18 protein-coding genes and 1 pseudogene are annotated in these 26,813 nt (G+C 57.4%); 5 read left to right on the plus strand and 14 right to left on the minus strand.

Annotation, left to right across the window (positions count from 1 at the left end; genetic code table 11):
• From ACNJX9_RS35245 to ACNJX9_RS35255, 3 genes are read right to left on the minus strand one after another with little or no spacing between them, the layout of a single operon-like run.
• On the minus strand, positions 1 to 768 hold the full coding sequence (locus ACNJX9_RS35245) for an ABC transporter ATP-binding protein (protein ID WP_439406665.1): 768 nt from the start codon (positions 766 to 768) through the stop codon (positions 1 to 3).
• Between the two features lies 1 nt (position 769).
• Positions 770 to 1,540, minus strand: coding sequence for an ABC transporter ATP-binding protein (locus tag ACNJX9_RS35250; protein ID WP_439406666.1), 771 nt, complete (start codon positions 1,538 to 1,540; stop codon positions 770 to 772).
• Entirely contained in the window at positions 1,540 to 2,826 is a 1,287-nt protein-coding gene (locus tag ACNJX9_RS35255) for an ABC transporter substrate-binding protein (RefSeq protein WP_439406668.1), read from the minus strand. Before ACNJX9_RS35255 ends, ACNJX9_RS35250 begins: the two co-directional genes overlap by 1 nt.
• A 987-nt stretch (positions 2,827 to 3,813) precedes the next feature.
• On the opposite strand from ACNJX9_RS35255, the gene ACNJX9_RS35260 reads away from it, so the two are divergent.
• On the plus strand, positions 3,814 to 4,836 hold the full coding sequence (locus tag ACNJX9_RS35260; protein WP_439406670.1) for a response regulator transcription factor: 1,023 nt from the start codon (positions 3,814 to 3,816) through the stop codon (positions 4,834 to 4,836).
• Between the two features lie 26 nt (positions 4,837 to 4,862).
• On the opposite strand, the gene ACNJX9_RS35265 is transcribed toward ACNJX9_RS35260, so the two are convergent.
• The 4 genes from ACNJX9_RS35265 to glnT form a co-directional block, all read right to left on the minus strand.
• Positions 4,863 to 6,191, minus strand: a complete 1,329-nt coding sequence (locus ACNJX9_RS35265; RefSeq protein ID WP_439406672.1) for an FMN-binding glutamate synthase family protein — start codon at positions 6,189 to 6,191, stop codon at positions 4,863 to 4,865.
• A complete protein-coding gene (locus ACNJX9_RS35270) occupies positions 6,191 to 6,838 on the minus strand; it encodes a protein glxC (protein ID WP_439410186.1) in 648 nt (215 codons plus the stop codon). The genes ACNJX9_RS35265 and ACNJX9_RS35270 overlap by 1 nt, the downstream gene beginning before the upstream one ends.
• 116 nt (positions 6,839 to 6,954) lie before the next feature.
• On the minus strand, positions 6,955 to 7,851 hold the full coding sequence (locus ACNJX9_RS35275) for a class II glutamine amidotransferase (protein ID WP_439406674.1): 897 nt from the start codon (positions 7,849 to 7,851) through the stop codon (positions 6,955 to 6,957).
• Between the two features lie 23 nt (positions 7,852 to 7,874).
• Positions 7,875 to 9,272 (minus strand): type III glutamate--ammonia ligase, encoded by a 1,398-nt coding sequence (glnT, locus tag ACNJX9_RS35280; RefSeq protein ID WP_439406675.1) that lies wholly within the window; start codon positions 9,270 to 9,272, stop codon positions 7,875 to 7,877.
• Between the two features lie 143 nt (positions 9,273 to 9,415).
• On the opposite strand from glnT, the gene ACNJX9_RS35285 reads away from it, so the two are divergent.
• Both ACNJX9_RS35285 and ACNJX9_RS35290 read left to right on the plus strand, forming a co-directional pair.
• Positions 9,416 to 10,789, plus strand: a complete 1,374-nt coding sequence (locus ACNJX9_RS35285; RefSeq protein ID WP_439406677.1) for an NAD(P)/FAD-dependent oxidoreductase — start codon at positions 9,416 to 9,418, stop codon at positions 10,787 to 10,789.
• A gap of 146 nt (positions 10,790 to 10,935) precedes the next feature.
• On the plus strand, positions 10,936 to 11,334 hold the full coding sequence (locus tag ACNJX9_RS35290) for a Rid family hydrolase (protein ID WP_439410187.1): 399 nt from the start codon (positions 10,936 to 10,938) through the stop codon (positions 11,332 to 11,334).
• A 432-nt stretch (positions 11,335 to 11,766) separates the two neighbouring features.
• On the opposite strand, the gene ACNJX9_RS35295 is transcribed toward ACNJX9_RS35290, so the two are convergent.
• From ACNJX9_RS35295 to ACNJX9_RS35325, 7 genes and pseudogenes are all read right to left on the minus strand, one after another.
• Positions 11,767 to 12,426, minus strand: coding sequence for a helix-turn-helix domain-containing protein (locus tag ACNJX9_RS35295; protein WP_439406678.1), 660 nt, complete (start codon positions 12,424 to 12,426; stop codon positions 11,767 to 11,769).
• A 341-nt stretch (positions 12,427 to 12,767) separates the two neighbouring features.
• Positions 12,768 to 13,880 carry a histidine decarboxylase gene (locus ACNJX9_RS35300; protein WP_439406679.1) on the minus strand — a complete coding sequence of 371 codons (1,113 nt, stop codon included), beginning with the start codon at positions 13,878 to 13,880 and terminating at the stop codon, positions 12,768 to 12,770.
• A gap of 16 nt (positions 13,881 to 13,896) precedes the next feature.
• Positions 13,897 to 14,568 (minus strand): GNAT family N-acetyltransferase, encoded by a 672-nt coding sequence (locus tag ACNJX9_RS35305; RefSeq protein WP_439406681.1) that lies wholly within the window; start codon positions 14,566 to 14,568, stop codon positions 13,897 to 13,899.
• Between the two features lie 966 nt (positions 14,569 to 15,534).
• Positions 15,535 to 16,026: an Lrp/AsnC family transcriptional regulator gene (locus tag ACNJX9_RS35310; RefSeq protein WP_439406683.1), complete on the minus strand. Its 492-nt coding sequence runs from the start codon at positions 16,024 to 16,026 to the stop codon at positions 15,535 to 15,537.
• Between the two features lie 1,050 nt (positions 16,027 to 17,076).
• Positions 17,077 to 17,744: pseudogene (locus ACNJX9_RS35315) on the minus strand (amidase).
• Positions 17,745 to 18,027: 283 nt separating this feature from the next.
• A complete protein-coding gene (locus ACNJX9_RS35320; RefSeq protein WP_439410188.1) occupies positions 18,028 to 18,699 on the minus strand; it encodes an SDR family NAD(P)-dependent oxidoreductase in 672 nt (223 codons plus the stop codon).
• A gap of 1,525 nt (positions 18,700 to 20,224) precedes the next feature.
• Positions 20,225 to 22,027 carry an ABC transporter ATP-binding protein gene (locus ACNJX9_RS35325; RefSeq protein ID WP_439406685.1) on the minus strand — a complete coding sequence of 601 codons (1,803 nt, stop codon included), beginning with the start codon at positions 22,025 to 22,027 and terminating at the stop codon, positions 20,225 to 20,227.
• A 1,235-nt stretch (positions 22,028 to 23,262) separates the two neighbouring features.
• Here ACNJX9_RS35325 and cysD point away from each other — a divergent pair.
• A complete protein-coding gene (cysD, locus tag ACNJX9_RS35330; RefSeq protein ID WP_439406686.1) occupies positions 23,263 to 24,183 on the plus strand; it encodes a sulfate adenylyltransferase subunit CysD in 921 nt (306 codons plus the stop codon).
• A gap of 5 nt (positions 24,184 to 24,188) precedes the next feature.
• Positions 24,189 to 26,072: a sulfate adenylyltransferase subunit CysN gene (gene cysN, locus ACNJX9_RS35335; protein ID WP_439410189.1), complete on the plus strand. Its 1,884-nt coding sequence runs from the start codon at positions 24,189 to 24,191 to the stop codon at positions 26,070 to 26,072.
• Positions 26,073 to 26,813: the final 741 nt, after the last annotated feature.

The raw sequence follows: 26,813 nt of genomic DNA on the forward strand, positions 1-26,813 counted from the left end.
TCACGCCCCTCCGTGGTCGTGCAGCATCAGCGCAGCTGAAGCTTCGCCTTTGAGCTTGCCCACATGCATCCCGATGATCCGGTCAACGCGCCCCTCCAGGAGAGACACGTTCTGCTCAGCGATCACCATAGCCGCGCCACCGAGATCGAGCGCCATCAGCGCGTCGATCACACTTTTTCCGATTTTTGGCGCGAGCCCGAGTGAGGGCTCATCGACGAGGAAGAGCGATGCCTCTCCCATCAGACCGCGGCCGATCGACACCATCCGGCGCTCGCCACCCGATAGGCGGCCGACCGGAATGCTCATCAGCTTCTTCAGAGGCGGAAATATCTGCAGGATACGTTCCTTGCGTTCTTTTCGCTCGCGCCAGGAGCGTGGCGTGAACGCGCCGGAATCAAGATGCTCTTCAACGGTCAGTCCGTGAAAGATCTCATCACCCTGCGGTATAAGGCCAAGGCCTGCGCGCACGATCTGATGCGTGTAGCGTCCCGGGCCCTGGCTGCGCGTACGGCCAACCTCGACGCCGTTCAGCTTTATCGACCCTCGTTGCCACCCTGTCAGCCCGGCGATCGCGTAGAACAACGTCGACTTCCCATGGCCATTGAGACCCACAATGCCGATCCGCTCTCCGGAGCTGACGATGAGGTCAAGGTCATGAATGACTCTCATCGGCCCGTATCCGGCCGACAGGCCGGATACGTTGAGCACCTCACGTCGGTGAACTTGCGGATGCGCCGACCGGCCGAATTCCTGCTGCATGACGTTCATGTCAGGCTGCCTCGTCTATGTTTTCGAAATAGGCCGCGTGGACCCTTGGATCGGAGAGCACCTTCGCCATGGAACCCTCCGAGATCACCTCGCCTGCGTCCATCACCATGACGCGATCGGCAATCGTCCCCAAAAGCTCGATTCGGTGTTCGACGATGATGATCGCGATGTTCATTTCCTTCGAGAGCAGGCGGAGAAGGAAATCGATCTCCTCTACTTCGGAGTTGATCAGACCAGCTGCCGGCTCGTCCATGAGCAGCAGCGAGGGCCTGCGCATCAAAAGGCAGGCAAGCAGAAGCTTTCGGCGATTGAGCGTTTCGAGCTGCGCCGTCGGCACATCCTCATCGACCTTCAAGTTGACGAGCTCCGCGCCGTACTCCGCGTCGAACTTTGTCAAATATGGCGGAAATGCTTGTCGCGCAGCCTTGAATGTTTCGCCGACCGTCAACTCTTCCGGAATGACGGGCGTCTGGTAGGTGCGGCCGATCCCGAGCCTTGCCCTCTTGTGCAGCGGCAGCGAGGTGACATCCGCGCCCTTGAAGGTCACCATGCCGCTCTTCGGCGCCATTCGTCCCGATAGCACCTCGAAGAGACTGGTCTTGCCGGCACCATTCGGGCCAATGACGCCGAGCACCTCCCCGACGCCGACGTGAACGTTGATGTCCCGAAGGATCTCCCGTCCGCCGAGGTCGAGATGGATACCGCTGCAAGAGAACAGCGGCTGAGCCGGATTGCGGTCCCGCGAGCGGTTCTCGTGCGAGCTCTTCAACATCAGGACCACCACGGAGCTTTTTGAAGCTTCGACTCAGCAACTTCGTTCGGGAAAATCAGCTTGTGCTCCACGTTCTGAACCTGGAAGTAGAGCTGAGACACGCCCTTGTCGATCTCCGACACCTGAAGTGTGTCACCGCCATTGTTCGGGAAATGGAAGCTCTCCTGATAGGCGTTGTTCATATTCATGAACCCGCTAACCCCCCGCTGAGGGTTGGCTCGGATCCAGTCGCAGACTTCCTTGAACTTCCGGGGATCGCCGACCGCCTCCCATGCTTTCTTCAGGTAGCAGGTCTGGTCATACGAGATGCTGGGATAGGCAAATCCCATGATCCCCGGGAAGCGCTTCTTGTACTTGCGCGCGAACTCGCGGCCCTGCTCATCTGCATAGAGGCCCATAGTCGTCGACCAGGCAAAGCCGTTGGCAGATTTGCCGGCCAGTTGCAGAAACTCCGGTTGCGACGGGCCATACTGGAGATAAACCAGCGAATCCGGCACGGGATCGGCGACGAACTGCTTGCAGAAGGCGGCATATTCAGCCGCGACCCAATGGTCGACCATAATGGCCGCAGCGCCAACTTCCTTCATCTCGCGAATGACGGGCGCCCAGTCCTGGACCGGAAACTGAATGTCGGTGATCCGTGCCACCTCGAAGTTGCCGCGCTTCTTGAAGGCTTCTTGCGCCGCCTTGGAAATCGTTTGGCAGTAGGCGACCTGCTCCTGGATAATGTGCACCTTTCGGTTCTTTGGCTTCCAGACGCCGCCTCTCTCTTCGTGTTCGAGCCAAATCGGATAGGTCCAGCCATAGTCAACCTCTGACGGAGGCGTCTGAAAGACGTGGCTATACTTTTCGGGATTGTTCTTGACGGCCTCGCTTCCCGCGCGCTGTGCGCTGCCGTGGATCCAGGGACACTTGTATTTCACGGACGCGTCCATCGCCGGCACCGGCACGAGCGTAAATGCAAAGGAGATAGCATCGACTTTGGCATCGACGCACGCCGCAACCGCCTGTTTGCTGCTTTCCGGCGAGAGAACATCAATGTCGACCGTGAAAATCTTCAGCTCACGGCCAAGCACGCCCCCGGCGGCATTGATCTCCTCCACCGCGAGCGTTGTACCCTGGACAAAATCCAGGTGATCAGCCACGCCCGCCGCGGACGTCTGCGCGGCTGGAATTCCAATCACGATAGGCCGTCCGCTTAACGCGTGTGACCGCACAATCCACGGCATGGCGAGGCCTGCACCAAGGCCCGCCGCCACTGTCCGTCTGGTCAGCTTTGAAGTCATTTCAACATCCTCCTCCTGCGCTTCTTGAGATTCGGTCGAATGGACCCGGCTGCGCCACCGAATGAAAAATCGTATCGCTGGCTTGCATTTTATGCAAGTCATTTTTACTTAATGCAACTGGCCTGCTGCGAAAAATGTTCTTCCTCGGCGCAGCCGTTGCAGGCGGGGGCTTGCCAAAGCTCACTCTCGCTGCGGATCAAACTGCCCGATGACGCCGAAAAATCACGCGGACTCTGCTTAAACCATCGATCGCCTTATCGGTCTTCCGGCGATAAGTTTACCTAGCCAGTCGCCGTCAGCCTCCCTGCGGGATCTGAAGCGATCGACGCACGTCTTGGAGCAGAGGGCGGTGCGCCATGAGTAGTAACGGACAAGTCCAAACCTGCCATTGCAGACTGCGCACCGCGTGGCTCTGCGATTTACGATACATTCCGAGGACTGGCGCATAGTCGTCTCCGCTTGGTTTGACCGCAGCTGTTGGCCGATCATCCTTTCATTGCGGCGCTGAATCAGCGTGTGATACGTTGCTGGCTTAAGACTCCTTCTCGCCAAGCACCCTCCCCAGATATTCTCCAATCCAACGCTGCGATTGCCAAGCTTCGGACGCCCCAGGCTCGGCTTCAATACGTCACTTGACCGATTTTGCGGACGGCGGCTGAATTACTTCAGGGCTAACCGGTCAACACAGTGTCCGCAGCGGCTCACGAGGCTGCCGCTAACTTCGTTGTAACTGCGAATGCCGCGGGGCCCCTTCTGGTTGCCAGTAGTGGAGCGCCGGGGCGATACGATCAGTGTGCCTCGGCCGCCAATTAGCCGGTGCCAACACCTCTGATCTGTCGTAGACTGGCAATAAATGAGCAGCTTTGAGACCCCCCAAAGCCATTGGGGCGCCGCGACAGCCGCACAAAAAGAAACCACCATTAGACCACGCTACCGGCTGGCTCCTTTTCGGAAAACAACGTCCTAGGGGAAGCAGTGAGCACGCACTTGGATAGTTCGGTGATTGTCCCGTGGGACGCGGCATCGGTCGACCCTCGCGCGCAACTGATCGACAGGACGGCGGAGGTCACGCGGCTCATTCGTGACTTGGTCAAGTGCTCCGCTTTCACATTGAGCGCCTGGGATCCGCTGTCTCAGACCCACCTTCATCAGACGCTTGCAAGTGATGGCTACCACGACAAACTGCTCCAGCACATCAACGATGACTTCGTGAAAGACAATCCTGCCTTCGCCATCGCGCATCGAGATGATCCGCGCTCCCTAAGGTGGAGGGACTGTGAGCAGGACTGGGATCTTTGGTTTCCCGACACTCTGACGGCCCGCGAATATCTCATCCCGTCAGGATTCCACGAAGGCTCAACCATGTGCCTGCGGCTGCCAGATGGGCGCTACGTCGGCGCCTTCCATATGAACTGGACCGCTTCGTCTGCCGCAACCGATGAGCGCAGAGAGATCACTCAGCGATTTCGCCCCATCCTGGCCGAGTTATGCGATCGGCTCCGCACACCGCGGCTGATCGCCGAAGGTGTTGCTCCGACTGCCTTTGCACTCGTCATTTCCTCGAGCGGCGCGGCCTTCAATTTGCTGGCACGCGCGCCGGGTCCCCATCTCGGCGACGGAGGCGAGTTGCGCCAATTGCTATTGAAGTTGCTCCGGTCCTGGACGCCACGGCGCTTCCTGTGGAGCGATGAAGCTGGCCAATGCCACCGCGTTTCAATTATACCGTGCCAGCGCAACATGGTCCTGGTGACCGAGGAGAAGATTCCATGGCCATACGATCTCTCACTTAGAGAGATACAGGTCTTGCAACTGGTTGCGACCGGCGCGTCCAATCCGCAGATTGCGGAGCAGCTGTTTATTTCGCCGCGCACTGTGTCAACCCACATCGAGCACATCCTCGCGAAGATGGAATGCGTCTCGCGAGCACAACTCGCAGCGAGAGCCATGTCAGAGGGTCTGCTGCTTGCCCAGGCTCCCGCCAAGCACGCTCGCAGCCGCGATCTCTGGTAGGCCGCGAGTTCAGGCCAAGCCTCAGTCTAGGATCCTGGTATCCAATCTGTCCCCGCCAGCGGAAGCCGTGTCATAGCGGCAGCCTCGACCGTCAGGGCGACAAGATCCTCGGGCTCCAAATTGTGCAGACGGCTCTTGCCACATGCGCGCGCAATCGTTTGCGCTTCGAGCGTGATAACCTTGAGGTAGTTGGCGAGCCTGCGCCCAGCCAGGACGGGATCGAGTCGCGCCGAGAGACCGGGGTCCTGGGTGGTGATGCCCGCCGGATCTTTGCCCTCGTGCCAATCATCGTAGCAGCCGGCGGTGGTCCCGAGTGCACGGTATTCGCTTTCATAGTGGGGATCGTTGTCACCGAGTGCGATCAACGCGGCGGTCCCGATCGCGACCGCATCCGCGCCCAGAGCAAGAGCCTTGGCCACGTCCGCCCCGCTGCGAATTCCACCCGACACGATCAGTTGCACCTTTCGATGCATGCCAAGATCCTGTAGACACCGCACCGCGCTCCGGATCGCCGAAAGAATTGGGATGCCGACGTGCTCGATGAAGACTTCTTGCGTCGCAGCGGTGCCACCCTGCATTCCGTCGAGGACCACGACGTCTGCTCCCGCTTTGACTGCGAGAGCAACATCGTAATAGGGTCGGCTGGCGCCGATTTTCAAATAGATCGGCTTTTCCCAATTCGTCAGCTCGCGCAGCTCTAGTATCTTGATCTCCAAATCATCCGCTCCCGTCCAGTCCGGATGCCGGCATGCAGACCTTTGGTCGATTCCCTTGGGAAGCGATCGCATCTTTGCAACGCGATCAGAAATCTTCTGACCGAGCAGCATGCCACCGCCACCGGGCTTGGCGCCCTGCCCAACGACTATCTCGATCGCGTCCGCCTTGCGGAGATCGTCCGGATTCATCCCGTACCTTGACGGCAGATATTGATAAACGAGTGTCTTCGACTCACCGCGCTCTTCCGGCGTCATGCCGCCGTCGCCCGTCGTGGTCGACGTGCCGGCAAGGCTTGCTCCTCTTCCGAGCGCTTCTTTGGCCTGCGCCGATAGAGCACCAAAGCTCATGCCCGCGATCGTCACTGGGATCGCAAGCTCGATTGGCTTCTTGGCAAAGCGTGTTCCAAGGACCACTCTGGTTTCGCAGCGCTCCCGATAGCCTTCCAGGGGATAGCGCGACATAGATGCGCCGAGGAATAGAAGATCATCAAAATGCGGGACCTTCCGCTTGGTGCCGCCACCGCGGATATCGTATATTCCGGTTGCCGCCGCGCGCCGGATTTCGGCAATCGCATGTTCGTCAAAGGTGACAGAACGGCGCGGTGGAATGTAGCCCCATGTCTTCTCGATCGCGTTCATCAATAGGCCCCGGCATTGTCGATGTGGAAATTGTAAAGCTTGCGGGCAGACCCATAGCGACGGAAATCCGACACATCCACGTTGTGAGCCTCGCCAGCCTGCGTGAGTAGCGAAAAAAGCTCAGCGCGATGTTCGTCGGTCAACTCCTTTTCGATGCAGTCAGCACCGAGACTCTCGACCTTGCCGCGAACATAGATGCGAGCCTCATAGATCGAGTCGCCCAGCGCTTCCCCGGCATCGCCGAATGAAACGAGACGGCCGGTCTGAGCCATAAAGCCTGACAGGTGGCCAATACTGCCTTTCACGACAATGTCCGCTCCCTTCATGGAAATACCACAACGGGCACTCGCATTTCCCTCGATCAAAAGGAGGCCGCCATGCGCGGTGGCGCCGGCACACTGACTGGCATCGCCCCTCACGTGGATCAAGCCTGACATCATGTTTTCACCGACCCCTTGCCCGGCATTGCCGTCAATCAAAATGCTTGCCGACTTATTCATACCACCACAATAGTAGCCAACGTGGCCCGCGATCTCGACATCGAGAGGCGCATTGATGCCCACGGCAATCGCGTGTCCTCCGTTGGGGTTTAGGACCCGAAAAGACGCCTCGTCGGTCTTGGTGGCGCTGCCAAGAGCCTGCAACATAGAGTTCAGATCACGGAGCGGCGTCGTGAGAAGATCAATCTCCCGCGTGTCATTGGACGACGGGGACTGCTTGAGATTGCCTAGCGACCATTTAGCCCTCTCGATCTGATTCATTGCTAGTGCTCCCAGAAGTAAGGTGTTGCGGGCTTTGGCTCGAATACCCGTGCGTTCTTGATTCCCGGGAGACAGGTCAGACTCCGGTACTCGGAAGCAAATGCCACATAGTCGTCGGTTTCGGCCATGACCGCAGGCTTGCAAGCGATCGGATCACGCAACACACCAAATCCGTTCTTGGTCCCGACCACAAAGGTAAAGAATCCGTCCAGATCGTCCACGCTTGATCTGAGAGCCTCTCCGAGCGTTCTCCCGCGCTTTAGCTCGCGAGTCAGGTAGCCCGCAGCGACCTCAGTGTCGTTCTCGGTCTGGACGACAATCCCGTCACGCCTGAGCTCGCGCCGGAGAGATGCATGGTTCGAGAGAGAGCCGTTGTGGACCAGACATTGGTCAGGCCCGGTCGAAAACGGATGAGCACCGGTCGTCGTCACGGCCGATTCGGTCGCCATTCGGGTATGGACGATGCCGTGCGTCCCAGCGATGCAGCCAATGTCGAACGAATGAGCCACCTCGTCCGGATAGCCAACCTCCTTGTAGATCTCGAGATTGAGACCTTCGCTCAATATCCGAATGTCCTTTGCATTCTCCAAGAGCCAATCGCGGCAAGATTGCGCAAGAGCGGTTGGCACGCTCAAAACGGCGTGCGTGTGACGGCTCGTCAGCGAAACCGATGCGCCGAGCGATCGCGAGAGCATATCTCCAAGCCGGTCGTAGTCGGTTCTCGCATCCACAGACGTCAGGGTAAGTTTCGTTTTTCCCGGCTCCTCCGCCGTATACAAAGCAAAGCCGGCCGAGTCGGGCCCCCGGCTACATAGCGTCGAGGTCATCGACGCAAGCAGCTCACCTAGGCGCGGCTGAAGTCGAGTTGCTTTAATAAATAGGCCTGCAATTCCACACATCTTGCTCTCCGGCAGAGGTAAAGTCAGAAAAAGCTGAGATATCTCTCAACTTCCCAGTCGGACACGTGGCGGTGATATTCCAGCCACTCCGATCTCTTCAGCGACATGAACTCGTTGATAACCGGCTCCCCGAGAGTGCCGACGAATAGCTGATCGGATTGAAGCGCATCCAGCGCTTCGGCGAGCGTCTGCGGAAGCAGATCTACGCCCATTTCATTGATTGCCTCGAGCGAGAGACCATAGAAGTTGACGTTTCTGGGGGGCCCCGGATCGAGCTCGCGTTCGATACCATCGAGACCGGCAGCGATGAGGGCCGCGGTGGCGAGATACGGATTCATGCTGCTGTCGCCCGTGCGGATCTCAAGCCTCCCATAGGGAATCCGCACCATCGCGGTTCGGTTATTGTTCCCGTAGGCGATGAAGGCGGGAGCCCAGGTCGCGCCGGACACCGTACGACCGACAACAAGACGCTTGTATGAGTTCACCGTGGGCGCGAGAAGCGCCGTCAATGCCTTAGCATGGGCCAGCACGCCACCAAGGAAATGATAGGCGAGCTTGCTCAAGCCCATTCCATTTAAATCCGCGTCATCGTGAAAAAGGTTTCGTCCACCCTCATCGGCGATTGAGCAGTGGATATGCATGCCATTGCCAGTCGAATTGCTGCGCGGCTTGGGCATGAATGAGCAAATCGCGCCGAACTCGTGCGCGATCTCGGAGGCTGCCATCTTAAAGAAAACGATCTGGTCTGCCGTCTTCAGCGCGTCGGCGTATTTGAAGTTGATTTCATACTGCCCATTCGCATCTTCGTGGTCGATCTGATAGACGTCGATCCCAACAGCCTGCAAGGACTCCGTCACGCGCTCAAGGAAGCTCCGGCCGCGCATAAGGCCACGATAATCGTAGGCGGGCTTGGCCAGCGTATCCGTACTATCAAACGGCGAAAGCCTTCCGTCCGGCTCGCGCCTCAGTAGAATGAATTCAGGCTCCAACCCCGTGTTGAGCGTCCAACCACGACCGGAAAATCGCGCGACCTGCTTCTTGAGGACGTTACGCGTATCGATCGGATGCGGCGCTCCCTTCACGGTCCCCGCACCCATCATGCGAGCGTATCCCGCCACCCACGGCGTGACCGTCAACGTATTGAGTTCACAGACCACCATGTATTCGGCCTCGTGGGGCAGAAGGCCAAGGCCCCATGCGCCACCGCCTGCGAAACCAGCTCCATCGGTCAAAACATCTTCAAGGTGCTGGACCGGCACGGCCTTGCTCTTCACCACTCCATGCAGATCGACGAACTGCGCGAGCAGGTAGCGGACACCTGCCTGCTTCAGGAAAGCCTGAGCCCCGGCTAGGTCCAAATCCTTAGGGGTCGCAAGACTCCCCGGTGACAATGCGCCAGTCCACGTATTCGGGAGATGCATTCGGACTTCTCCTTTGATTGGCTCCTCGTCAGCTTGCACCAACTCTGGCGAGTTGCCCATGCCGGCACGATGTACGTATATCCATATTGCATTTCCTGCAAGTTATTTTTATTATATGCAAACTATCCGATCGGGAACGGCAAGTGTCAAGCTTCATCGAGACGGCCAGCGCCGAAAATGAACCCTTAGGAATTCCCCTCTCTGAGCTTGCCGAGGGCTGGGGAAAGTATTGGTCTACGCCGGCGATCCCCTTCTGGTGGCGCGCGGCGGCGCCGAGCTCCGGTCCTTGGCCAATTCCGGCCAGGAAAGCGGATGTGGTCGTTATCGGGGCGGGATTTACAGGGCTTTCTGCTGCCTTGGTCCTCGCTCGCGCGGGACGGAACGTCGTTGTCGTTGACGCGGGCGCACCTGGCTTTGGTGCGAGCACTCGCAATGGAGGTCAGGTCGGCAGCGGCAATCAGAAATTTCGGGTGAAGACCCTGATCCAAATGAAAGGCGAGCGGAAGGCGGTTGAACTGCTCCGTGAAGGAATCGAAATGCTGGACGGCATCGAAACTCTCATCAAGCAGGAGAAGATCGATTGCTCTTTCACGCGCTGCGGGCGCTTCCGCGGCGCGATGCGGCGGGAGCACTATGATGGCATGGCTCGCGACCTGGACGATCTGAAGCGTTACGCTGGCGTCGAATCATGCATGATCAGTAGAGCCGAGCAGCGTCAGGAAATCGGCTCGGATCTGTTTTACGGCGGATCGCTGCTACCGCGCGATGCGAGCCTCCATCCGGGCAAGTACCATGCGGGTCTCCTCAACGCCGTCATAAAAGCGGGCGCCGCCGTGCACGGCCAAGCAGCAGTGCGCGGGATCACGAGTGGAGGCGCTAAGCACACGCTATGTTTCGATAATTTCCAAATTCAGGCCAGAGACGTTCTCGTTGCGACGAACGGCTACACCAGAGATGTAGGTGCATTCTTTCGGAAGCGCATCATCCCGATCCGCTCGGCACAACTAACGACGGAAACAATTCCAGCGCACACCTTTGATGAGCTGATGCCGAAAAGGCGCGTGTACGGCAACACCAACCGCGTGTTCTTCTATTTTCGTCCGGCACCAGATGAGAACCGATTGATTTGGGGTGGGCGAGCGAACCATTTTGCAAGCGATTCGGCGCTCGCCGCCTACGTGCATCTGGCGCGTGATGCACTGCGCACCTTTCCTGTTCTGAAAGACGTGAAGGTATCCTACGCATGGAGTGGCCTGATCGGTTACACATTTGATGAGTTTCCGCATTTGGGACGAACGCCCGACGGGATCCATTACGCAATGGGATATTGCGGAACGGGCATTTCGCGCTCCACCCATTTTGGTCGAAAGATAGCGCTCAAAATGCTCGGGAAGGCGGAAGGTCGGTCCGCATTCGACGAACTGGGCTTCCCGAGCCATTTTTTTCACGCCTTCGCAAAACCAGCCGTACCAGCTGTCGAAGCATGGTACCGCGTCCGTGACGTCATGGGACTGTAGAAGATCGGAGATCGCTAGAACTTGCACTTCGCAGTTCTCTACTTGCAAGCTAGCGAGATCGACGAGATGCGGGAATGCGACGGCGATCAGGCAGAGTTGTTGGAGCGGCTATGGCCGATGAACGTCACAGAATTGGAGGAGATGAGATGGCAACGGGTGCGATAACACGACAAGATCGACAAAATATATCGTCAGGGGGAGCCTACGAGAACATCTTTGGCTATTCCCGAGCTGTCGCCAAGCATGGCCAGATTCACGTGTCAGGCACGTGCGCTCCGGCGGACTTCGAAGGCCGTGGCGCATACGACCAAGCGAGAGCGGCTTTAAGGACAATTTCGATGGCGCTTGAAGCAGCGGGTGCCGAGCTCACGGATGTCGTTCGCACGGTGGTCTACGTCCGCAACATTGCCGATGCTGACGACGTTGCAAGAGCTCACCAGGAAACGTTCGACGCGATCCGACCTGCTTCGACGCTAGTGCAGGTCACTTCGATGTTGCGCGAATGGCAGCTCGTCGAAATCGAGGCGTATGCCTTGGTCGGATAGATCGTCTCATCCTCAAAAGTCCTTGAGAGAGATCCATGATCCTACCGCCTCCCAACGCCCTCCTCCTGACCAGCGGCACCGCCTTCGGCTAGATCTGCGATTCGCGGGCCGTCAGCGAGCTGGGTCGCCGCCCAGCAAATGACGGCGGGTGCCCTATCCGGGTGCTCCTCCCTCCACTGCCCGGAGCTTTAACAGGCTCCGGGCTCTTTTTTGTAATCCAGCTCGGCGCCGAGCTGCAATGCATGGGCTCACGCAGTGGACCTCTCGAATCTTCAGGCTCTCGCCTTTGATCGCCTGCGCCCTGCGAGTTTCACCGCGGTTATTCAGCTATCTGAAATGACTTGCCTTGTCGAAGCCGAGCAGCAGTCGAACTCGCAAATCCATCGCGGGCGATCGGCGTCTGTGGGCCGCCAGGGCTAAAGGCCCCTACAATTATTCCGCATATACGATCATCGTGATCAACTGAATGGAATTGCTTAAGAGCTTTTCCGGGCCATGCCGAACGCGCCCCGGGAACGTGATTGCGTCTCCAGACTCGAGAAGTAAGGTCTTGTCCTCCAATCGATAATGCATTCTCCCACTCAGCATATAAATGAACTCCGTTCCCCCGTGCTGAAAACGTGGATGACTCTTACTCCTCTTATCCATGTCGATGAGAAAGGGTTCGAACGACTTTCGTGTTCGGCAAGACAGCAGCCGATAGGTGTACCCATGCTTGGTACCCGGGCGAACGACCTCCAACAACTGGGTGGCCTTGATGAATTGAGCGTCTCCCCTCGATTGCTCGATCCTACTGAACAAGGTTGAAAGATCGACGCCCAAGGCCGTGCATATGCGTTCGAGCAGCAGCAGGCTGGCCGTGGATCGCCCCGTTTCGAAACGACTGAGCATGGAAACTGAAATACCCGCTGCCGATGCCACATCACCAAGCCTGAGTCGTCGCTCAAGGCGGATATGCCGAATGGCACCGCCCACTCTTTCGCCGATCGACAACTTAGGCCCGTCTTGCGCAACGGACGAGAGCCGCTCAGTCGAGCCTCCCATGTTGACGTCCTGACCGCGCTTCGGATTTGCTCGTCTGGTTTTACGCAATTCAAACTCTGCTGCTGCATTTGGTTGGGATTAGGAGACCCCTTTGCCGCCTAGACTCGGGCGACGTGGATTCGGCGGCATTTCTATATTGGTTCCAGGAAATATTCGGCGCATCTTGATTCGAGCGAGCGACTACAGCGCTTCGTTGAGGGCTGCATCGACGTAAGCGCAGAACACGACACCCCCGCTCGAGCGTCGTGTATCCGACAGCGCACGAAGCACAGCTCACTTGCGCGGTTAGACCGCCAGAGGGCAAACGTCCTCTCAACATTGCCCTCCTATTGTTGCTGAAGCCGAGGAACCGCCCGCAAACACGACAGGCTGCCGACGCCTACACAGCATCACCTGCCAGTGTCCGCAATCGCCTCAATCAGCGTATCGAGTTGGTCCTTGGTCGTCCCCGGCGTGACCACTACATGGCTAACGTCTTGAGTGGCTATTTGCCACTTAGCTTTGATAGCCTCTTCGACAGGTGGAAAGACAACAGTTAGCGCATAGGGATTGCGCCATGCGCCGACACCGCGGGCGTTGAGCTCGTCGCATGTGTAGGCAGCCAGTCGCTCGCATTGATCGAACATACGCTTGATCCCCACGATTCCCAGACAGCGGATTGCGTACCAGAGGACAATCGGGGTATACGCATTTCGAGATCCGCTCAGCGTCGTATCCGAACTGCCGATATAATCAATCGCGCGCAGGACGCGTTGCACGTTTGACTTACGCGCGATAATGACACCGCACGGCATAGGCGCCCCAAGAAATTTGTGTCCGCTGATCGTGACCGAATCCACTCCGTCTTCGAAATCGAAGGGCGGCTTCGGGCTTAGAATTGGAGCGTATGGCCCGCACAATGCCGCATCGGCATGGATATAAATCTCTCGAACTCCGACATCCCGCAGGACCGCACGAATTCTTGACGTGTCGTCCCTCCCTTCCTTCATTGTTGTTCCGATGTTTGCGACTATTAGCGCCGGACGATTTCGTCCACCGCTCGCCTTTCGCGCCAGATCGTCGTAGTTGATTTCTCCGTGTGATTGCGAGTCCACAACAGCGTATTCCAACCGAAGCAGACGAACCGCTTTGCTCACACTATAGTGGGAGTCTCGCGAGAAGTACGCGACGCCATCTGGATAACGTTCGCGGCCGAGATACAGCCCATAGATGTTTCCCTCGGTTCCGCCATTGGTGATGTAGCCCCAGAAGCCGCGATCCGGCGCCCGGAATAGCTGAGCAAAGAAATCAACAACTTCGCGTTCGAAGGCATGCGAGTTGACACGATAGGTCCCTGGCTCGAACGGATCTCCGAGGTTGTTTCCAGTGAACTTCAGGAACCGCCACAACGGCTCATATTTGAAGTCCTTCGCAAACGGGTAGCCCAGAAAGCAAGCGTTGGCATCCTGCATGGAGCAAAATAGTTGATCAAGTCGTTCGAGATCCTGGGATCCTAGGGTCACGCGTGCCCCACTGCAGTCAGCGTCGATGTGATTTGGCTTCGGATTCTGATCTGCGAGCGGGCAGGCTTTGCTGCCTGGACCCGCTCACCAGCGAAGGGCGGAGCATTGGGAAAAACGGCGGCGAACTGCCGATCTGGACTTCACCCACAATCTGCCATCCCAGGCGCTCATACAGGCGCGCCGCCCTAAGGCTGGTGGCTTCTGTGAACGCCAGTCCTTTCGCCTCGTCCAGGATGGCAAGGCCGTGCTGGTATAGAAGGCCTCCTAAGCCCAATCGCTGATGCATGGGATCGATGCCCAACATAGTGAAGTACCAGTGCGGCTCCTTAGGATGATACTTGCCGAACTCCTCGAATAGCTTTTCCGTTTCCGTTCGCCTGTTATCCGGCACACTGCTAAGCAGGAACCTCATCATTGCTGCATCATCGCGGGACGTTTTGTCGGTTAACCACAGAAGCGCCCCTTTATCGTCGCTGTCAAAATACACTCCGCTTTGATCTGCGTACGGATCGCCAGCATAATAGTCGAGAAAGCCTGTGAAGTGATTTAGGAAGCGATCCGGCTCCGGGTACAGCCACCTCAGTAACGGGCACATCGCAAAAGCTATTGTCAGAATAGCGATGACCCTAGAACGGTCCTCAGGGCTGACGAGCTTGATCGACTCCCGCTGTCCTGACTGGGATGACATGATGGCACCTCTCTTAATAATCTGCGATTGGAAGGATCGCGAAACGAAGCGGAGCTAAAACACGGAAGCGTCGGAATTCAAAAAAGAAGATCCGCCTCGCTCCTTCGACCCATTCGTCCCGCTCGGCAGTAATCGGCCAAGCCGCGCTGCCTCAGAGAGCATTGCAGGACTTGGGCCACTTTAATGCAGGCCATCGTCCTACTTTCTCCAAATCAGGCGTCGCAATCACGACAGGTTGTCAGGCTGCAATCATAGATCCACGTTTGCTTATGGACAGAAGAACACGCAATCTGGGATCAATTAAAGAGCTGCGGAAACCGCCCGGCTGCACACCGTCCAGCAGTTGGTGGACACATTCGTGTCCCTGACGGCCCACACCGTCTCAACTCAGGCAGACAATCGTCGCAGCCGCTTCGACCTGCCATAATGCTGCATCACTAGGCTCTGAGCGCCCTGAATTCTTATGAACAATGATCAACGCTCAGCCACCCGGCGTAGCGATGCCGGGCTATTGAAGTCTCGGACAGAAAGTCGCGAGCACGATCGCTAGCATTGCCTGCGAAAACTTTGTCCTTTGCAAGATCGTCGACAATTCGACCAGCATCTATGATTACGACGCGATCGCCAACTCGGCGGTCAAACCCCAACTTGTGTGTCACGACGATTATGGTTGTCTTTCGCTCCGCGAGCGTCGTCATTACGTCGATAACTTCATCGCGCCTTTACATAGACGTGAACACGTAAATTCTCCAGAACACATGGTCTCCGCATTTTTGTTATTGCGAAGTAGCGTCAAGCAGCAGTTTCTTGTCTCCCGTGGCGGGACAGCAGCGATCACTCCGTCGGAGCTGATCGGATTGCGGAGACGGATTGATCGCGCCTGACGAGGATGGTCAACCGGGACTTGCAACATCGGCCGTTGCTGATCGGTTGTTTGCGCATGCGCAGTGATTCTCAATGCCCCCATCAAAGATTACTTAGTTTATCGCAGGTAGGATTCTCAACTGGAACAGCAAAGCCGGCTTTGACCCGATCCAATACGACCATCGTCTTTAAGCATTTGATGTCCGGGGTCTTATAGAAGAAGCGTCTCGTGAACTGCTCATAATCCTCCATGGTACGTGCGGTAACGTATAAGACAAAGTCAGCATCGCCAGTGACGTAGAATCCGTTGACGACTTCAGCCGAAGATTTGATGTCCTTCTTAAACCGATCAATTATAGCCGAACGCTCCCGCTCCATTGTCACCAACACGAGCATTTGGATTGGTCTTCCAACGGCCCTCGGCGAAACGATTGAGACCTCGGCTTCGATGAACCCGTCCGACCGGTGCCTCTTTAGTCGCCGCTGGCAAGCTGTGGCAGAAAGCCCCGCCAGTTCACTCATCACATCGGAAGTTAGGCGGTTGTTCTTTTGCACGATCTCGAGGGTGCGCGCGTCTACCTGATCGTATCGCATAGTCGGCTCCAGCCTTGAGGTGAACTGCACCGCCACTGGCGCCGGCTTGCACGGCGGTGGTCGCTCATGGGTAGCAGATAAGTCCCGCGCCCTCACTCATGCCCGGCGCGTAACCGCGCGGTGAAGGTAGAGGCGACAAATTATCTCCCGCGTTGTTTCGGTCGTCTGACGCGCCTTGAGGGAGACGGACGCGCTTACAATTCGACGCCCGCTGAAAGCATGAATCCGCAGGCACGCACGCAGGGACTGCAGTGCGGCAGTGCAGCCCGTCAACGAACTGGTCGAACTGGAGCATGTTGATCTAGCTCTCCCGATTTCGAAATGAACGCCTGAAGCCGAAAGGCGACCAATTTTCGCAGGTCAGCAATCGATCGCCGTCCGACCAAGACACATTGAACCGCTTCAATTGAAAGCGGCCGCCGCCATCAGGTAACCTACTCGATGTAGTGGGCGGTCGCCCCAATTCCGCGCGGCCTCCGAATCCGGTGGAGCACAGCGAATAGCAGCGAGAGAGGCTACGCATGGTGCGGCGGCATCTTGGACTTCCAGGGGCGCGCTTGCTCGAGCTGCCCAGCAAGCCGCAGCAGTGTAGCCCCGTCACCAAAACGGCCCGAGAACATCATCCCCATTGGTAGCCCTGACTTGTGCCAAGCGAGCGGCACAGACATAGATTCATATTGAATACGAGCGGCATTGGCCATACGCGCCGACGTGCTGCCTGAATATGTGAGAGATCAGCGCTCATTGATTCAAGCTCTCCAATGCGGATCGGTGACCCGCAAAGCGTGGGACACAGAAAGACTTCGCACGCGGAAAAGAACTCGACAAGGCACCGGCAAATCTCAAAAAGGACTGCTCAGCGGTGACATAATCGATTGCGGTTCCTGTCTGGGCATTGTGTGCGCGTAGCAGGGTAAGAACCTCCAAGTCGCTTTCGGTCATCGGGCGACCAAGTCGCCCCTCGGCCGCACGCACCGCGGAGGCTACCAAGTTGGCTCCGTTTATGACTTCTCCCACTTCGATCAGATCGAAAGGTAGAGTAGGCGCTCGTTATTCAACATCATGACCGAGCCGCTCCAACAGCGAGGCCACCTCCCGAACTGCATTCGTAATCTCAGGGTCGAGGTCGTCGCCGTAAGGAGATTCGCTTGAAAAGGCGATGCGCAAGCGGCCGGGATTTCTACTTACTTCATTCAAAAACGCTCCTTCCGCAGGAGGCGCATAAAAAGGGCTCGTAAGCTCCGGCCCAGACAATGCGTCGAGCATGGCAGCGCTGTCGCGCACACTCACACTGATGACGTGTGGACAATCAACTAGGCTGGTCCACCCTAGTCCTTTATTCGGACCGACCGGCGTGCGTGCTCCGGTAGGTTTAAGCCCGAATAGCCCGCACGCAGAGGCCGGTATTCGCGTAGACCCGCCGCTATCACTCGCGTGCGCTACGGGCCCGATGCGCGCAGCGACAGCCGCAGCAGCCCCACCCGAGGAGCCCCGGCGGAATACGCTAGATTCCATGGATTGCGCGTTGGGCCGTGCAAGCGGGACTCGGTGGTGCCCAGTGCGCCGAATTCTGGAACCGCCGTCTTTCCGAAGATTGTGACGCCAGTCTTTAGCAGGCGTTCGACGATTGTGCTGTTATGGTCCGCGACGTAATCATTATAGGCGCTCGATCCATATCTGGTTCGCGTTCCCGCCAGCGTCGTGATGTCTTTCAACAAAAAAGGAAGACCTGTAAAGGGACCTTCTAGCAGCCCCTCTGAGATCTGCCTTTTGGCAAAGTCATAGTGCTTGACAACTACGGCATTGATTTCCGGATAATCTTCTCAGTTCTGCTTATCGCCTCATCAAGCAATTCATTCGGTGTGACGTCCTTCCTGCGAATGAGATCTGCAAGACCGATGATCACGAGACCCTCCCCATATCGGCTACCAAGAACGGGGCTGCAGCCTCTTAGGCCTTAGCCCTAGATAGCGTGACGCCTGCCGACCGGCGGGGCCAACGTTAGGGTTTGCACAGATATCCGCCATCAACGGCAAGGACCTGACCGGAGATATACTTCGCCTCGTCCGAAACCAAGAACAGAGCAGCATTTGCGACATCCCAAGCTTCTCCCATGCGCTTCATTGGGGCGCGTTCGTTTCGAAGTTGGCGCATTTTTTCGCGATCGCCGCTATAAAACTCTTTGTGCCTCTCGACCATGGGCGTATCCATGAGCCCCGGCATGATTGCATTAACGCGAATGCCTTTATCCGCGTAATCGAGCGCTATCGCTTTGGTAAGCGTATTCACTCCGGCTTTGGAAGCGCAATATAGGAACAGTCCTGGCGAGAGCCTCTCTGCCGATACTGACGAGATGTTCAGAATCGCTCCACTACCACGCTCCAACATTGATGATAGGACAGCGCTGGTCGTAATGAACATGCTCTTGAGATTGACGTTGATGATGCGATCCCATTCATCATCGTCAGTGTTGAGCACTCCGCCAAATGTTTTCGGCTCGACGCCAACGTTATTGTGAAGAATGTCTATCTTTCCATATTGCTGCAGGCACTTTCGGACCATGGCCTCACAATCCGATCGCTGGCTGACGTTGGCCTGAAACGCAAAGCAGGTGCCCCCTTCCTGCTCGATCATCTGCCGGGTCTTCTCTCGAATTCGCTCTCTCCTGGCCAGATCGCGCCCGGCATGGGAAGGCGAAAAATTCGCCGCAAAACGAACCCATGGAAGTGGAGACGACTACGTCGGAAGCTACTTAGCTACCAAAACCGCGACGCGGACCGCGAAAGCATTCGAGATAAGATTCACAGGACGAAGCCGGTTGCGAGCGTGCAGACGAGCGGGTGTTTTTTGAATAGGAGATCATCCCAATCATCGCCACCCGCCATATCGTTTCAATCGCACTCATGGAATTTCGCGATCTACGTTGAGCGATCGCCGCGGTACCGGCATTGAAGGCTCCGCCAAGTCTCGGAGACACTCCACTTTAGTCGCTGCCTGCGAAACACACATTTGGGCAGTACACTCTTCAAACGCAAAAGACGATTGCGCTTCCGCGCCGCCGGCGCGCGGGCTGATGCATCGAGCAATCACCAAGCTGGTCGGGCTTGCCAGGCGAAACAGTCTGCCGCTGCGCCAGAGCTCTCTGCACTGGGCAAGGGCGCCCATCGTGATCGCCCGCACCTTCCGGGCAATATCGGCTTCGCGATTTGCGGCGGATGCGGATGCCTCATATGCACTGGCTGTTCGCCGAACCGGCGCTCTGCTACGGTCTCCTTCAGATACCGTCGCGCGACGTCCCTTGCTATTCGGTTGACGGTTTCTATCGGCAGGCCCGTAGAGTGACTTTACATCTCCACTGGACACCACTGCGGGAAACTCGCGCCAGTCACGGCGCTGTCCGTGTCATGCCTGGCAAAAAAAGGCCGCCCCAAACGGGGGCGGCCAGTGTGTGTTCGTCGCGGGAGGAAAAATACGACGAACGAATTCAGCACAAGCGCGTCAACGTCTTATCCAACCGACCCCAGGCCGATTGCAGCTGCGGCTTTCTGGGATCCGACCGCAGAGCGGCTTACGGCCTTCTGTTGCCCAGACGTGCGCGCCTCGAAATCAACCCGCGCCCTTGCCGCTGCACAATAGCCACTTGGCGATGTTGTTTGGTGCAATGGTTCGTACATTAACGCTGAAATTCGGCGCAAAACGTGTATTTTGAAGGATTTCCAACCCGTGCCGGCTGGCTACGTCTATCGGATTTCAGCAACGCAAGCGGCAACTCGTCGAAGTGCCGGACGGGCGGCGCGCGTATGATGACAGTCGCCGAGGCCACCCACTTAGAGCCAATTGCGCCAGCATGTTGCCATCTCCTCCAATGTTCGGCCACTGCCTCGTGTCGCCAACGGTCATTGAATCACACGTGAAAATCATCTGAAGAAGTTGGACTTTGTTGCAATACCGCTCTCCTAAGAGCCACGCGTCGTTCTCTGCATAAGGATCCTTCAGCACGCGTCTCTAGTTTCGGCAACGGATCGCTGAGGTTGCGAGCTGCCGTTGGCCAGCCCGCTATCTGTATCCTTCCAACGCCACCGAATTCTATTTGAGCTTCAGCCATGTTGAGCCTCTTCTGGCTGTGCCTCTACCTTTGGCTGCCCCCTCAATTCGCGCCCCAGCTCAACAATAGACGTCACAGCGCCGTCCCTATTAACTAGCCTGCTGCGGAGATCCGGCCGAACTCCGTGGCCTGGCGCTCCAGCAGCCGCCGATAGATCCCGCCGGGCCGCCTCGTCAGAGCAGCATGCGTGCCCTGCTCGGCGATAACGCCACCATCAAACACCAGAATGCGGTCGAGGCTGCGCACCGTCGATAGCCGATGTGCGATCACAATCGAGGTACGGCCCTTCATCAGTCGCTCCATCGCTTCTTGGATGAGGGCTTCAGATTCCGAATCGAGGCTTGAGGTTGCCTCGTCCAGGATCAGAACTGGCGCATCGGCGAGAAAAGCGCGCGCCAGCGCGATGCGCTGCCGCTCGCCACCTGAGAGCTTGACGCCACGCTCACCAACCAGCGTGCCGTAGCCCCTGCGCAGGCGCAGGATGAACTCGTGCGCATTGGCAAGCCGCGCCGCGCGCTCGATCGCCGCCATACTGGCTCCCGGCCGGCCATATGCGATGTTCTCGGCGAGCGAACGGTGGAACAGGATCGATTCCTGCTGCACGACAGCCATCTGGCTGCGGAGCGATTGCTGCGTGGCCAGAGCGATGTCCTGGCCGTCGATCAGAATGCGCCCGCCCGAGATATCATAGAGCCGCTGCACCAGCTTAACGAAGGTCGTCTTACCTGATCCGGAGCGGCCGACCAGACCAACCCTCTCGCCGGCCTTTATGTCAACCGACAGCCTGTCGTAGAGCGGTGCTTCGCCGCCGCCATACTGGAAGGTGACGTCGTCGAATACGATCTCACCGTCCTCAATGGCGATAGGAATTGCATCCGGCGCGTCCACGACCCCGATCGGCTCGTCGTGGAGCGCGACGAGCTCCTCCATATCGTTGACCGAACGCTGGAGGTTGTTGATGTATATGCCAACCTCACGCAGATATGCGTGGATAACGTAGTAGCTGGTCAGCACATAAGTGACATCGCCTGGTGAGGCGAGCCCAGCCATCCACAGCAGCACCGAGCCGCCGATCACCGAGGCTCGCAGGCACAAGAGCAGCGAGATCTGAGACATTGCGGCATAGTTGTAGCGCAACCAGGTTCGCAGCGACCGCATTCGCCAGCGGTTGATGGTGCCGGCGAGCCGAGCTTCCTCACGCGCTTCAGCGCCGAAGGATTTTACCACCGCATTGCAGGTAATCGCATCGGCTAACGTGCCGCCAACCTTTGTGTCGCAGGCGTTGGAGACCCGTGCGGCAGGCGCGATATAGCGGATCGCGAATATCAGCGTAGTCGCGGCATAAAATGCCGTACCAATCGCGATCACGCCGCCAAGCGCAGGCCAATGCAGCCCGAGCAGGATCATCGAGCCGATCAGTATCGTTAAAGACGGCAATAGGCACACCAAAATGGTATTGTTGAGCAAATCGATCGCCCCCATTCCGCGCGTGATCTTTCGCACACTCGAACCGGCGAAAGAGTTGGCGTGCCAATCGGTTGAGAACCGTTGGACGCGCATGAACGCCTCGCGCGTCACATCCGACATCGTCTGAAGCGTGAACGGAATGATTGCCCGCAGACCTATGAAGCGCAGGATCATCGAAACTATTCCGAGCGCGACGATACCGCCGAAAGCGACCAACGCAGCATGTCGCGCTGCCTGGTTGTAGGGGCCTGCCGTCAACGCGTCGACGAGATGGCCAGAGTAGACCGGCATGAACAGGTCGGCCACCGTTGACCCGAGGAAGCCCCCCAGTACAAAGGCGGCACGGTAGGGTTGGCGCAGCCAGTGGCGGAAGGCGAACTGCATCACCGCCCAGATCGCGATCGGGCGTTTGTCATTCATAGCAGTCATGTCGAAATCCGGTCATGCCCAGGGCGCACAACGGTTCCATCTGAATTGAACCCCGCGTCGCAAAAGCGTGATCGAGATGAAAGAATTGCATTTCGTGACAGGCGAGAAGACCGGCATACCCGTCAGGTTCGGGGCGCCAGATTTATGTTGGATCCGGAATACACGCAGGGCGCATGAAATGACATGTGACCGTCATCTCAATCAATCGCCAAGGCTGGTAGTTGACTGGGCGGCACCCAACCATGCGTGGATAGCCGGTAGTGGGAGGGCGGAGTGGAGAAACATTAAAATTGGCCGCGCATTGCTTCGCGGCAAGAGATATGGGTGCCAACAGATAAGGGTCGAGCAACTTAGGGATTAGCAGGCCTAACAACAGATCGCCCACACAGCGATGAGCCTACTTTCAAGGACCCAATTACTCCCCGTCTGGGTCAAGCGGCCATCAGATCGGTATGCTGGCGCGGCAGAAGACATCTGCTGCTCACGTGAGGCCCGCAAAGAACGCCGGCGCGATGCAAATCATCTAAGTCATGCAAACCACCAGAGCTGCCCTCGCAGGACTGCGTTCGGACGTCAGAGGATCGAGTGCGACCAGGAGATCGAGACACAGACCTCAAGAGCGCAACGCTACAATCCGCGATGTGAATGCGTTCCATCCAAAAAATCTATTTCCCAAATTCACGTGCCGCCGGGTAGGAAAAACGCCTGCAATCGAGCAACATGGTAGGTTTCCTGTCGGGAAGACTACGAGGAGAACGTCATTATGGACGCCCGCAATCCGGTTGCTGGCGGGTTTTTTGCCGGCTCCGCACCAGCCAATGATTGGTGGAAAGGGACGCCGGCAAGCTCGAAAAGCATGTTGGTGATCATATTCTCCCCTTCAGCAAGATGGACCGATCGCGCTGCCCCGGCTTCCGCCCGCAGGCAACGGCTTGCACCACGGTAGGCCAGTTGTGATGTCGAGGCAGCAACCAAGATTGAACAATCGTCAGTCAGTCTGTGATTTACAGCCCGCGGGCTCGTCACAATTCTGTGCCTTTGGCGATGGTGACGCCAACCGCTATTCGCTTTGGATCGATCATGGCTGGCTACCGGCGGAGCACGCGATCCTGCTCGGATCAAGGCTAAGTCATTACTGATCTTATAGGCAAGTTCTGAAATACGGCGTGAATGCCGGCACTGCAATTTCGTCGCCATGGGTAGATCTCGAGAATCTCAATATGAACGCGAGGGTCATGATCAGATTCGAAACGCGTGAGCTGCCCCGGCATTTGCGTCGGCTCGAGGCCGAGTCGATTGAAATTATGCGGGAAGTAGTAGCGGAGTTCAAAAGGCCGGTGATGCTCTATTCAATCGGCAAGGATTCCAGCGTCATGCTGCACCTTGCGCTGAAGGCGTTCTATCCGGCAAAGCTGCCTTTCCCGTTGATGCATATCGATACGACCTGGAAATTCCGGGAGATGATTACTTTTCGCGACGAGACAGTAAGACGCGTCGGAGCCGATCTGATCGTTCACATCAACAAGGACGGTCTTGCGAAAGGTATCAATCCAATCCACTCAGGTTCCACGCTACATACCCAGATTATGAAGACCGACGCCCTCAAGCAGGCGCTCGATCTGTATGGATTCGATGCGGCATTCGGCGGCGCGCGGCGCGACGAGGAAAAAAGCCGCGCCAAGGAGCGCATATTTTCGTGCCGCTCGGCAGGACATGTCTGGGATCCGCGCAACCAGCGGCCCGAACTTTGGAAGCTTTTCAACACCCGGATCCGACAGGGGGAAACGATGAGGGTGTTCGCGATGTCGAATTGGACGGAGCTCGACATTTGGGAATACATCATGCTCGAAAGAATTCCTGTCGTCCCTCTCTACCTTGCGAAGCACCGGCCGGTGGTGCATCGGAACGGCACCCTGATCATGATGGACGACGAGCGGCTCCCGCTCTTGCCCAACGAGACCCCTAAGATGCGGAGAATCCGCTTTCGTACGCTCGGCTGCTATCCCCTGAGCGGCGCCATCGAGTCGGACGCCACGACGATCGAGGACATTGTCGCCGAAATGCGGATTGCGAGAGTTTCGGAGCGGCAGGGGCGCCTCATCGACACGGATGAGGCGGCTTCAATGGAGAGGAAGAAGCGGGAAGGATACTTTTGATGGATATGGAAGCCGCGCCTTTCGTCGCCGAGGCCGACGGCAAGGATCAATTGCGCTTCATCACGTGTGGCTCGGTCGACGACGGAAAATCGACGCTGATCGGCCGACTCCTACACGACAGCAAGATGATCTATGAGGACCAGCTGCAGGCGCTCACGCGTGATAGCGCCAAGCAAGGCACGACCGGAGGTGACATAGACTTCGCCTTATTGGTCGACGGCCTTCAGGCTGAGCGCGAACAAGGCATTACCATTGACGTCGCTTATCGCTTTTTCACGACGCCGCGCAGATCGTTCATGGTCGCCGATACACCAGGCCACGAACAATACACCCGCAACATGGCGACCGGCGCCTCCAACGCGCAGCTCGCCATCATTCTGATCGATGCGCGCAAAGGGGTTCTGGTGCAGACCAGACGCCACTCCTTCATCTGCTCGCTCTTGGGTATCCGGCACGTCCTCCTCGCCGTAAACAAAATCGACCTTGTCGACTATCGAAAGGATGTCTTCGACGGCATCGTACACGACTATCTTGCCTTTGCTTCGGAGCTCGGCTTCACCTCGATCATCCCGGTTCCAATCTCCGCCAGATACGGCGACAACATCGTCAAGCGATCCGGCAATACCGATTGGTATGACGGCCCGCCGCTCCTGGATTACCTCGAGAGTGTCGAGGTAGAATCTGAGACGGCCGGCCTGCCCTTCCGCTTTCCGGTACAGTGGGTGAACCGTCCCAATCTTGATTTCCGCGGGTATGCTGGCACTATCGCTTCCGGAAGTGTCGCGGTTGGCGATAAAATCGTCGTGGCACATTCGGCTCGCAGCTCGCGTGTGAGGCGGATCGTGACCTATGATGGTGACCTTGCAGCTGCCGAAGCAGGCGATGCGGTGACGATTACCCTCGAAGATGAGATCGATGTCAGCCGCGGTGATATGTTGGCGAGCCCCACGCAGCCGCCTGAAATCGCCGATCGGTTTGCTGCTCATCTGATCTGGATGGACGAGGAACCAATGGTGCCGGGCCGCTCCTATGCATTCCGGATTGGCACGCAATCGATCGCCTCCGGCAGCATTAACCGCTTCAAATACAAGATCGACGTCGACACGTGCGAGCCAGTGGCGGCGGCCACGTTGAATTTCAATGAGATCGGCTTTTGCGAAGTGGCCACTGTTCTGCCTGCGAGCTTCGATCCGTACCGTGTCAACCGGCGCACGGGATCCTTCATCATGATCGACCGCTATACCAACCGGACCGTCGGCGCGGGAATGATCGAATTTCCACTCCGGCGATCGGCTAGCACCGCCTGGCAGCCGTTGACGATTGACAAGGAGCAGCGTTCGACGCTCAAGCATCAGAAGCCGTGTATCATATGGTTCACCGGATTTTCCGGTGCCGGCAAGTCAACGATCGCCAATATCGTCGACCAGAAGCTGTTCGCGAGGTCTTATCACACGATGCTGCTGGACGGTGACAACCCACGTCACGGTCTCAACCGTGATCTCCTCTTCACTAAAGCAGACCGGGTGGAGAACATCCGGCGTGCAAGTGAAGTGGCGAAACTGATGCTGGAAGCCGGCTTGATTGTCATCTGCTCGTTCGTTTCGCCTTACAAGACCGACCGCGACATGGTGCGCAAGCTCGTCGGGAACCGTGAATTCGTAGAGGTCTTCGTAGATACGCCAATAGACGAATGCGTCCGACGCGATCCGAAAGGCCTTTATGCCAAGGCAAAGTCAGGCAAGATCAAGAACTTTACTGGGCTCGATGCCCCGTACGAAGCGCCGAACACACCGGATGTGCATTTGAAGACATTGGATGAGCCACCGGAGCAATTGGCCAATCGGGTTCTAGACGCGCTTGCCACACAAGGGATTATTTCCATGAAATAGCTCGACTGAGGAATTAGCCAAGTTGGTTCGAACCTGCCAGAAAGCCGTACTGACGATAATCACCCGAGGCCTTGGTCAGCTCTAAGGAAGATGACTACCGCCAGGCCTCAGAGCTTGGTCTGATGCTCAACCGCAAGAGTCCGATCAGCGCAAATTGTAGAATCTCAAGATGGTTGTTGCCTTGCTTCGGCACTTGGAAGGAAAGCGCCCCTGCTGACATGTTTCAACATCGCGCTTGGCACGGGGTATCAGGGGTGATGTCGGTTGCCAGATTACTCTAGGCCCATCTATCTAGCGGTTTTGCGAGCCATTCAGCCGAAAATGCCTCCGAACACTCAATTCTTCCACAGCTCTTTCGCTTCACAAGCCGCCGGCACACGTCAAGCAGGTCCTAAGGGATTGCATCGAGAACTGAAGCTGGGTCCGAAGAAGTGACGCCAAGTGGACGCGGAAAGGCTCCCGCTCAGAGCCTTGCAAAGCTGTAGTAATGTGGCTGGTCTGCGGCCAGACTCCCCGTCATAGGACGATCGCCGATTTCCGAAAAAGATGCGGCGATCCGGAATGTTTGTACGAAGTTCGTTGCACTATGCCGGCAAATGGGCCTGTTGCAGACTCCAACTCTCGATTGACGTCAGCAAGTTCAAGGCGGTGAACAACCGCGACCGTAACTTCACGCAAGCCTAGATGGCGAGGGGCGGACGGCGCAGGTCGAGGAAAGCGTCGGTCGATATTTGCGTCAAC

The organism is Bradyrhizobium sp. BLXBL-03, from assembly GCF_051853015.1.
GTDB lineage: Bacteria > Pseudomonadota > Alphaproteobacteria > Rhizobiales > Xanthobacteraceae > Bradyrhizobium > Bradyrhizobium manausense.

Bases quoted from the DNA above. Each gene is read 5' to 3' on its own strand.
- ACNJX9_RS35310 (WP_439406683.1), bottom strand. From the start codon at position 16,026: ATGCGATACGATCAGGTAGACGCGCGCACCCTCGAGATCGTGCAAAAG.
- ACNJX9_RS35265 (WP_439406672.1), bottom strand. From the start codon at position 6,191: ATGAACGCGATCGAGAAGACATGGGGCTACATTCCACCGCGCCGTTCT.
- ACNJX9_RS35290 (WP_439410187.1), top strand. From the start codon at position 10,936: ATGGCAACGGGTGCGATAACACGACAAGATCGACAAAATATATCGTCA.
- ACNJX9_RS35245 (WP_439406665.1), bottom strand. From the start codon at position 768: ATGAACGTCATGCAGCAGGAATTCGGCCGGTCGGCGCATCCGCAAGTT.
- cysN (WP_439410189.1), top strand. From the start codon at position 24,189: ATGGAAGCCGCGCCTTTCGTCGCCGAGGCCGACGGCAAGGATCAATTG.
- ACNJX9_RS35325 (WP_439406685.1), bottom strand. From the start codon at position 22,027: ATGACTGCTATGAATGACAAACGCCCGATCGCGATCTGGGCGGTGATG.
- ACNJX9_RS35275 (WP_439406674.1), bottom strand. From the start codon at position 7,851: ATGTGTGGAATTGCAGGCCTATTTATTAAAGCAACTCGACTTCAGCCG.
- cysD (WP_439406686.1), top strand. From the start codon at position 23,263: ATGATCAGATTCGAAACGCGTGAGCTGCCCCGGCATTTGCGTCGGCTC.
- glnT (WP_439406675.1), bottom strand. From the start codon at position 9,272: ATGCATCTCCCGAATACGTGGACTGGCGCATTGTCACCGGGGAGTCTT.
- ACNJX9_RS35255 (WP_439406668.1), bottom strand. From the start codon at position 2,826: ATGACTTCAAAGCTGACCAGACGGACAGTGGCGGCGGGCCTTGGTGCA.
- ACNJX9_RS35270 (WP_439410186.1), bottom strand. From the start codon at position 6,838: ATGTTGCAGGCTCTTGGCAGCGCCACCAAGACCGACGAGGCGTCTTTT.
- ACNJX9_RS35250 (WP_439406666.1), bottom strand. From the start codon at position 1,540: ATGTTGAAGAGCTCGCACGAGAACCGCTCGCGGGACCGCAATCCGGCT.
- ACNJX9_RS35305 (WP_439406681.1), bottom strand. From the start codon at position 14,568: ATGTCATCCCAGTCAGGACAGCGGGAGTCGATCAAGCTCGTCAGCCCT.